The organism is Saccharicrinis sp. GN24d3 (assembly GCF_052400645.1).
Classification (GTDB): domain Bacteria; phylum Bacteroidota; class Bacteroidia; order Bacteroidales; family Marinilabiliaceae; genus Saccharicrinis.
The window spans coordinates 1-8599 of record NZ_JBQTGI010000001.1; the positions used below are offsets into that span (position 1 = coordinate 1).

At 38.7% G+C, this 8599-nt stretch carries 8 protein-coding genes and 2 tRNA genes; 6 read left to right on the forward strand and 4 right to left on the reverse strand.

Translation table 11 applies throughout. From position 1 onward, the window contains the following. Positions 1 to 405 precede the first annotated feature (405 nt). From ACT29I_RS00005 to bcp, 4 genes are all read right to left on the reverse strand, one after another. On the reverse strand, positions 406 to 804 hold the full coding sequence (locus ACT29I_RS00005) for a n-acetylglutamate synthase (RefSeq protein ID WP_444792423.1): 399 nt from the start codon (positions 802 to 804) through the stop codon (positions 406 to 408). A gap of 75 nt (positions 805 to 879) precedes the next feature. After that, positions 880 to 1761 carry an EamA family transporter RarD gene (gene rarD / locus ACT29I_RS00010; RefSeq protein WP_444792424.1) on the reverse strand — a complete coding sequence of 294 codons (882 nt, stop codon included), beginning with the start codon at positions 1759 to 1761 and terminating at the stop codon, positions 880 to 882. Between the two features lie 311 nt (positions 1762 to 2072). Beyond that, positions 2073 to 3080 (reverse strand): recombinase RecA, encoded by a 1008-nt coding sequence (gene recA / locus ACT29I_RS00015; RefSeq protein ID WP_430933384.1) that lies wholly within the window; start codon positions 3078 to 3080, stop codon positions 2073 to 2075. A gap of 10 nt (positions 3081 to 3090) precedes the next feature. Further along, a complete protein-coding gene (gene bcp / locus ACT29I_RS00020; RefSeq protein WP_430933385.1) occupies positions 3091 to 3558 on the reverse strand; it encodes a thioredoxin-dependent thiol peroxidase in 468 nt (155 codons plus the stop codon). Between the two features lie 314 nt (positions 3559 to 3872). Here bcp and ACT29I_RS00025 point away from each other — a divergent pair, with 314 nt between their 5' ends. The 6 genes from ACT29I_RS00025 to ACT29I_RS00050 all read left to right on the forward strand — a co-directional run bounded on the left by ACT29I_RS00025 (position 3873) and on the right by ACT29I_RS00050 (position 8595). Then, entirely contained in the window at positions 3873 to 6386 is a 2514-nt protein-coding gene (locus tag ACT29I_RS00025; protein WP_444792425.1) for a hypothetical protein, read from the forward strand. A gap of 73 nt (positions 6387 to 6459) precedes the next feature. Next, positions 6460 to 6735: an ATP-dependent Clp protease adaptor ClpS gene (locus tag ACT29I_RS00030; RefSeq protein WP_430933387.1), complete on the forward strand. Its 276-nt coding sequence runs from the start codon at positions 6460 to 6462 to the stop codon at positions 6733 to 6735. 7 nt (positions 6736 to 6742) lie between these two features. Next, a complete protein-coding gene (locus ACT29I_RS00035; RefSeq protein WP_430933388.1) occupies positions 6743 to 7210 on the forward strand; it encodes an NfeD family protein in 468 nt (155 codons plus the stop codon). Positions 7211 to 7214: 4 nt separating this feature from the next. Continuing rightward, on the forward strand, positions 7215 to 8201 hold the full coding sequence (gene floA / locus ACT29I_RS00040; protein WP_430933389.1) for a flotillin-like protein FloA: 987 nt from the start codon (positions 7215 to 7217) through the stop codon (positions 8199 to 8201). A gap of 201 nt (positions 8202 to 8402) precedes the next feature. Beyond that, positions 8403 to 8491: transfer RNA gene (locus ACT29I_RS00045), tRNA-Ser, on the forward strand. A 29-nt stretch (positions 8492 to 8520) separates the two neighbouring features. Further along, a tRNA-Pro gene (locus tag ACT29I_RS00050) sits at positions 8521 to 8595 on the forward strand. Positions 8596 to 8599 lie beyond the last annotated feature (4 nt).

The following is an 8599-nucleotide window of genomic DNA, read 5'->3' on the forward strand; positions in this document are numbered from 1 at the left end:
AACATCAAGTGCGATGAAATTTTAATGTAATTTTTTTACCCACGATAAATTCTTTGATTACTTTCGGGAGCATCGTTATGGTGAGTTGAAGTGAAGCAGCGGAGTTTCTTGTTTTGAAACAATTTCAATGTAATAGATTTTCTAATGCATATTGCGGGTTTAAAGCAGACCTGGGATGTACCTATTTAAATGTTTTGCTGTTGTCGCAGTATAGGTTCTAAATTTCCCGGATGGTAAGCAATGAGTTGTAGCCGCAATAGATGACACTGGTCATAGTCCAGATGGAGAATCACACCAAAGTTGAGAAGGCTTACGTCCCAAAATGCTGCCTCATCAGATAAATTGGCCTCATGTTCAAAGGAATGGGCATGTTAGTCGAACCAGCTTCATGGTCTTGTTCACATCTTAAATTGAATAGGTAATTTGTTTCCGGTTGTTAAAGACCAGCTCATTATCATCCAGCGGATCGATCTCTTCCAGGATAGATCTGCCATTTGGGAAATGTTTACAAGTCCACTGCCAATCTTCAATAATCCTGATTTTGCCATTGGGCATTCTTTCCGGTGTGGAAGTGCAAATTCCGGTTATTAATTCGTTTTTTTCGTTGGTGTGGTAGTATTGCATCTGAAGGTTGCCGAATACATCGGCACTGGCTTCCACAAATCCTGATTTTATTGGCCCTCCTTTGTAGGTGGCTGTAACCCGATTTCCGGATTGTTTATAAGAATACACGGTTTCTTCGGTAGTATCTCCGTTTTCGGAGTTGCTGATAGTGACAAATGTTTTGTTGTTGTAGTTGATCATTGGTTAGGCTTGATAAGTGTTTGATTGGCAATTTATTAGTTTTTAATAGAAATAAAAAGAAAATGTAACAGATATTTATTTTTTTCTTTTTTCTACGATCAAAGCGTATACATAAATAGCAATGGCTGACCAAATTATGGCAAAAGCAATAATATGGTTGCTTTCAAAAGGTTCGTTGTAAACAAAAATACCAATCAATAACATGATTGTGGGTGCAACATACTGGAAAAATCCGACGGTGGTCAGGTTTACTTTTCTTGCACCTTTGGTAAACCAGTATAAAGGCAGTATCGTTATAATTCCGGTTCCTATCAAAAGAAAAATAGATTGTAAATCTAAATGGTTTAATGAACTGTCGGCATTTGACCATAGAAAACCTTGGTATGCAATCGCAAGCGGCAACAGTAGGGTAGTTTCAAATGCTAAAGACGGTAAATTGTCTACCTTAATAGTTTTTTTAACCAGGCCATAAAAACCAAAAGAAAAAGCCAAAATAAATGATATGTAAGGAAATTCTCCAACTTTTAAAGTAAGAAATAGAATAGCTCCCGTAACCATGGTTAAAGCTAACGTCTTGGTTTTCGTTAGTTTTTCCTTTAAAATAGTGATGCCCAAAAACATGTTCACCAATGGGGTGATGTAATATCCCAGGCCAGCTTGAACAATCTTATCGGCATTTACCGCATAAATGAATACCCCCCAATTTATACCAATCAAAATTGAGGTACTTAAAAGGGCGTACCGGTTTTTCTTATTCCTCCAGATTTGTTTAAACTGGTTTTTTTTGGTAATACCTAAATAAATCGTCAGCATTATAAAGGACCAAATTACCCTATGTGACAAAAGTTCCCATTCACCGATGTGTTTCAACGATTTCCAATAAATAGCCAACACCCCCCACATTAAAAACGCCTGAAGCACGTATCGATATCCCTTGATGCTCTGTTTTTCTTTCATCCCCACACGAAAAAACCGGGCAACAAACCCGGCTCATTTAATTTTAAAGAATATGATCGTTATCGTAGCTCTTAGAACTTTATTCCAAAATAGTTCTGCCAACATCCAATGACAAATCCCTGTTGCCAATGGCCAATTTTTTAGAATAATGTTGACGATATGACACCCGCATCCCGGTTGCTGCGCAACCTTACTTCCCCCAGCATAACAGCTAAGGGAAGAATAAAAAGGTTTCTTATAAAAACATTATTTTAAGCGAGGCAAATTATTTTCCTCTTTGTAATGCAGGTTGCCGGCTGTTGGCAGTTGACTCAGTTCTTGGTACTTGCTTCTATAATCTTCTGCTCTAGCTCATCCATTAACTCAGGATTGTCTTTGATAACGCCTTTAACGGCTTCCCTACCTTGTCCGAGTTTAGTTTCGCCATAGCTAAACCAGGAGCCACTTTTTTTAATGATTTCCAGGTCAACCCCTAAATCAAGAACTTCTCCAACCTTAGAGATTCCTTCGCCATACATAATGTCGAATTCTGCCTTTCTGAATGGAGGTGCCACCTTGTTTTTAACCACTTTTACTCTGGTATGGTTGCCTATTATATCTTCACCATCTTTGATTTGAGAAGCTCTCCGGATATCTAGCCTTAACGATGCATAAAACTTTAATGCGTTTCCTCCCGTTGTTGTTTCCGGGTTACCGAACATTACCCCAATCTTTTCCCTCAGCTGGTTGATGAAGATACAGCAGGTGTTGGTTTTATTAATGGTTGAAGTCAGTTTCCTTAAGGCCTGCGACATTAGTCTTGCCTGAAGCCCCATTCTCGAGTCGCCCATTTCACCTTCAATCTCAGCTTTGGGTGTCAATGCGGCAACCGAGTCCACAACTATGATATCAATGGCGGAAGAGCGGATCAGTTGGTCTGCAATTTCTAAGGCCTGCTCACCATTGTCCGGCTGCGAAATCAACAAGTTTTCAATGTCCACACCTAGCTTTTCTGCATAGAATCGATCAAAGGCATGTTCTGCATCAATAAATGCAGCTATACCGCCAGCTTTCTGAGCTTCCGCAATGGCGTGGATAGCCAAAGTTGTTTTACCTGACGATTCGGGACCGTAGATCTCAATCACTCTTCCTTTTGGCAAACCGCCGACTCCCAGGGCCATATCCAACGACAATGAACCTGTTGATATAACCGGGATGTCTTCAATGGCATTCTCACCCATTTTCATGATTGTTCCCTTACCATAGGCCTTGTCAATTTTGTCCATGGTAAGCTGCAATGCTTTTAATTTTTCCTTGTTAACTTCTTGTTTATCTGCCATTTTAAAAATCTTAATTTAATTCTAACTCGCTGTATATTTGATTGGTGTGATCTTTGGTATTTACTTTTTTTATTATCTTTTCAATTATTCCTTCCTCATTGATGATAAAAGTAGATCTAAGAACGCCCATATATTCTTTCCCATACATTTTTTTTAAACCCCAGGCATTGTACATCTCAAGGATTTCTTTTTGGGTATCTGCAACAAGGTTAAATTGTAAGTTGTATTTTGCGATAAATTTTAAATGCGAGGCTGAACTGTCCGGGCTTACTCCTATCACTTCAAAACCTTTTTGTGTTAACTCGCTATAATTCTCATTTAAATTACACGATTCCGCCGTGCAACCAGGAGTGTTGTCTTTGGGGTAAAAATAGAGAATCACTTTTTTACCTGCGAAATCACTTAACGAAATTTTTTTGCCGTCTTGGTTTATACCCGTAAAAGCGGGAGCTTTATCTCCTTCCTTTAAAATATCCATGGTTTAAAATTTAAGGTTACAAATATATTTCTTAAAAACTATTAATATACGGTATGGTTCAAAAGAGTTATCAACAAGTCGTTAAGAAATAATAAATATATGGAGATTGTCTTTAAAATAATAATTAATTTTAATGTTAGAATAGTTAGGTGGCTTGTGGCACCAATTATGTTGTGACAAATGGGATATTATGATTTGCCGGCTAGCGTGAACAAGTTAAAAAACTATTGGGTTTTGGCTTGACCAAGTTAGGTATTTGATCTTATATTTATAATTTTGAGGATGATTTCTATTGAAAAGTATTAAACGAAGTTATGATAAAATATTTATGTTCAATTTGTTTTTGGGTATTGATGATGGGTACTGGGGAGTATTCCCTTATGTTAGCGCAGGAGCCGGCATATACGCCTAAAAAAGGATTGGAATATATAAAAGCTGGAGATTTTGAAAATGCCGAATTGGTATATGCTCATCTGTTGAAAAAATATCCAAAAGATGCTGCCTATAATTATTATATGGGTATTTGTTTGTTAAATAACAGGGGAGATCTTTCACAGTCGGTCAAAATGTTGAATTATGCTCAAATAAAAAGAGTAAGCCGAAAGGTAAACTACTATTTGGGCAGGGCTCACCAGTTATCGTTCCAGTTCGATGAGGCTATAAGCAACTTCGAAAAATTCCTAAAAAGCAGATCGACAGATTTCGAAAAGGTGAGTAAAGCGAAGTTTTTTCTTACACAATGCCGCGACAGCAAAAGAATTTCTTCCAAAATATATGAACTAACCGTATTGGATAAGTCGAAAACGTTGAGGGACGATGTATTGGAGGTTTATGCCCCGGCTAAGGAGGTGGGTCGCCTGTATAAAAATGGGGATTTTTTTGAATCGGGCGTTGAACCGGATAATGTTATGTTTGAAACAGAACGCGGCGATGTGGTGTATTTTTCCATGGCAAGCAGCTCGGAAGATACGATGAGTATTTATAAAATGCAGAAATTACTAGACGGTTGGGGAGATAGCGAGCGTATTGGTGAGCCGGTGAATTCAGTTTATAATGATGCCTTCCCATTTATGGAAACCGACGGGTTAACATTTTACTTTTCTTCGGACAGACCTGGAGGCTTTGGAGGTTTTGATATATACAAGATATACTACGACAATGAAACGCAGGGTTTTTTAGATCCGATAAATATGGGTATCCCTTTTAATTCACCTGATGATGATTATTTGTTTGTATCAGATGAGTTTAACCAGGTAGCTTGGTTTGCTTCGAACCGGGAAACTAAAGGTGATACTGTAATGGTATACAAAGTGAAGTGGGACGGGAGCCAGGTACGTAACATGGTGGATGATCCCGTTCAAATTGTGGAATCTGCGAGTTTAAAATTGGGTGGGAAAAACGATAATAAATTAGGCGGAGGAAGCCATTCCCTAAGTCAACAGAACAATGGAAACAGTTCCGGGAAGCATGGTGAATTTAGCTTTAGTATCAATGATACCATTCAATATTCTAACTTCGACTACTTTATTAATACTGAAGCTTTGGAATTGTTCAAGACAGGATATCAAATGGAGCATCAAAGGGACAGTTTGGCTTTGTTAATGAAAAACAAAAGGTCTGAGTTTGAGCGTGTGGCTAACGAGGTGGACAGAAATAGGATTGTAAAAGATATTTTGAAGCTGGAAAGCAGCGTGTATAATTTGGATGATCAAATACGTGAAAAATACCTGTTGGCAAGGCAAAAAGAGTTACATGAGATTCAAGATAGAATTAAACAAGGAAATTATAATAGATCGATACGTGAAGATCAGGATGAATCCAAAGTTTTGAACTTCGACGGTGTTTTTGTTCCTGAAAAATATACCTTTCATATAAACGATGAGTTTGTTCGCCATTATTCAAAGCGAGCAGATATGTATAACAAGCTTTTTTCGGAAAATGATATTGCCACATTGCGCTACGCAGACTCGTTGTATGTTTGGGCTAATATTTTAAATTTGGAATCGGCACGTCTACTGGAACATTCCACGCAGGTGGAAGAAGTTGAACCGGTAAAGATTGCGCAGTTACTAAAAAGAGTGGATAGTTTAAAGGGTGATAAAGAGGAAGCTACATCTACCCAAATGATCAAAGAGTCAAAAGAGCTTAAAATTCTTTCTAATCGAATGTATCACAAGGCATTGGATAAAAAGTATCCGATTTATTACCTGAAACTAAAAGATGCTTCACGTAAGTTAAATGAATCCAACAGTAAGGATATCTTGTTACTGTCGCAGCAAGGAAATACGTATTTTAGGGAGGCGAAAGATATTTTAAACGGACCGGAAGGTTTAAACTTTGAGTCCTATGAAAAAGCAGGCACAATAAAAAAGGCAGGTATCGAAAAACAAGAAAAAGCACTACGTTTATATAGTAACCTGGATAATGATGAATGGAAAAGCGCAAAGGAGGAACATCAAGGAACTATACAACAACCTTATACTAAGATTCACAAGGGTGATGCAGATAAAGAAACTATCACTAAAGTAGATAAAGAACTTGAAACAGGCACAATAATCTCAGAGAATAAGGATTCTTCGGATAAAGAAATTTATAAAATTCAGATCGGCGTCTTTAAGAATCCCCCCAAGCAGGAAGCTTTGGACAAAATACCGGAAGTTTCGAAAGTGGTTTTAGAAGGAAGGGGCCTAACCAAATACTTCTCGGGGAATTATAATTCTTTCGAGGAAGCCCAAAAAGTGATCCCAGAAATTATTGAAGCAGGTTTTACTGGAGCTTTTGTTGTTTGTTTTATAGGAGGTAAACAAAGTTCGTTGCCTAAAAAATAATATTTGTGATTAATTTTATTTAAAATGGCTTTTTAATTAAAAAGTGCTATTTTGTAACATAAAATTTTAGCAGATGGTAGCTTTTGGAAAAAAATGGAAAAAGGATGGCCTGAGCAAAAGTAATGGCAAACAAAAAATGCTCGTTTTGCACAATGACAGTGTTAATTCCTTCGATTACGTAATAGAAACATTATGCGAGGTTTGTGATCATGATGATATACAAGCGGAGCAATGTGCATTTCTAACCCACTTTAAAGGGCAGTGCGAGATTAAAGTAGGGGTGGTGGATGAATTAATTCCTCTAAAAGACAGGTTGTTAAATAAAAATCTCACCGTATCAATTCATTAAATAGTTTATGACCACCGTTGTTATAGTATTGCTTATTTTGTTGGGACTATTTCTTTTGGTTCTGGAATTTTTTGTGTTGCCCGGCGTAACTTTTGCGGGTATTGGGGGAGCGTTGTTTATTGGCGTTGGAATTTTCATGGCGTACAAGGAGTTTGGCTCTGTCGGAGGCAATGCTACTTTGATAACCACCTTGGCCGTAATGGTATTGGTTATTGTTTGGTCGTTACGATCTGGAAGCTGGAATAAGTTGATGCTCAATACTTCCGTTGATGGTCAGGTGGAAGTGAAAGAAGATAATGCCATTAAGGTAGGGGATGAGGCGGTAGCAATCACAAGATTAAACCCTGTGGGAAAAGCAAGTGTAAATAATATTATAGTTGAAGCGAGATGTCCCGGACATTTTGTGGACGAAAATACTATTTTGGAAGTTCAGAAAGTTTTTAAAACTTATATAATCGTTAAACCTAAAAGTTAATATTATGGTGGAAGGCTTAGGATTTTTTGGCCTATTAGCAGTCATTATTGTACTGTTTTTCTTATTTCTTTATTACGTACCTGTATTGTTATGGTTCTCGGCCTTAGTTTCAGGAGTGCGTATTTCATTAATTCAGTTAGTCTTAATGCGTGTTCGTAAGGTTCCGCCCTCGGTTATTGTGCGAGCGTTGATTGAGGCGAATAAAGCGGGATTAAAAAATATCAAGCGTGACGAGCTAGAAGCTCACTATTTGGCGGGAGGACATATTACGAGTGTGGTTCATGCATTGGTATCTGCGGCAAAAGCTAATATTGAACTTACATTCCAAATGGCCACAGCAATTGACCTGGCCGGTCGTGATGTATTTGAGGCGGTTCAAATGTCGGTTAACCCCAAAGTGATCGATACCCCTCCGGTTGCCGCCGTGGCAAAGGATGGTATTCAATTAATTGCCAAGGCAAGGGTTACCGTACGTGCCAGCATCAAACAATTAGTGGGGGGTGCAGGTGAAGAAACGGTATTAGCGCGTGTAGGTGAGGGTATTGTATCTTCAATCGGTTCTTCGATGTCGCACAAGGCGGTATTGGAAAACCCGGATTCAATCTCAAAAGTGGTTTTGGAAAAAGGACTGGATGCAGGTACCGCATTTGAAATTCTTTCCATTGATATAGCCGATGTTGACATAGGTAAAAACATTGGTGCGGTTCTGCAAATTGACCAAGCTGAAGCGGATAAAAACATTGCCCAGGCCAAAGCCGAAGAGAGAAGAGCGATGGCTGTTGCGGAAGAGCAGGAAATGAAAGCCAAAGCCCAAGAGGCAAGAGCCAAAGTGATCGAAGCAGAAGCTGAAGTACCATTAGCTATGGCAGACGCATTTAGAAATGGTAATTTGGGTGTGATGGATTATCTAAAAATGAAGAATGTTGAGGCCGATACCGCCATGAGAGACTCTATTTCGAAGACGCCACCAGATAAACCCGAAAAAAAATAAACTAAATATATGGGGCTTAACAAGCCCCTTTATTTTTGTGCTGCAATTTGTTACAAAAACCGAACAGTAAAGTGTGTTTATTTAGCTTTATTTTTTTTATAAATTGTATTGCAGCATTAAAACATTTTCCTACATTTGCACTCGCAATAACGAAATGAGTATTGCTGACGGGGCTTGAAAAGTGAGGCCCGAACAAGTATTGGAGAGGTGGGTGAGTGGCTGAAACCACATGTTTGCTAAACATGCGTACTGGGAAACTGGTACCGGGGGTTCGAATCCCCCTCTCTCCGCATCTTACTGAAATCAAAGAAAAATATCACGGGGTGTAGCGCAGTCCGGTTAGCGCACCTGGTTTGGGACCAGGGGGTCGGGAGTTCGAATCTCTCCACCCCGACTGA

Bases quoted from the DNA above. Each gene is read 5' to 3' on its own strand.
- ACT29I_RS00005 (WP_444792423.1), bottom strand. From the start codon at position 804: ATGATCAACTACAACAACAAAACATTTGTCACTATCAGCAACTCCGAA.
- ACT29I_RS00035 (WP_430933388.1), top strand. From the start codon at position 6,743: ATGACCACCGTTGTTATAGTATTGCTTATTTTGTTGGGACTATTTCTT.
- ACT29I_RS00030 (WP_430933387.1), top strand. From the start codon at position 6,460: ATGGTAGCTTTTGGAAAAAAATGGAAAAAGGATGGCCTGAGCAAAAGT.
- floA (WP_430933389.1), top strand. From the start codon at position 7,215: ATGGTGGAAGGCTTAGGATTTTTTGGCCTATTAGCAGTCATTATTGTA.
- bcp (WP_430933385.1), bottom strand. From the start codon at position 3,558: ATGGATATTTTAAAGGAAGGAGATAAAGCTCCCGCTTTTACGGGTATA.
- ACT29I_RS00025 (WP_444792425.1), top strand. From the start codon at position 3,873: ATGATAAAATATTTATGTTCAATTTGTTTTTGGGTATTGATGATGGGT.
- recA (WP_430933384.1), bottom strand. From the start codon at position 3,080: ATGGCAGATAAACAAGAAGTTAACAAGGAAAAATTAAAAGCATTGCAG.
- rarD (WP_444792424.1), bottom strand. From the start codon at position 1,761: ATGAAAGAAAAACAGAGCATCAAGGGATATCGATACGTGCTTCAGGCG.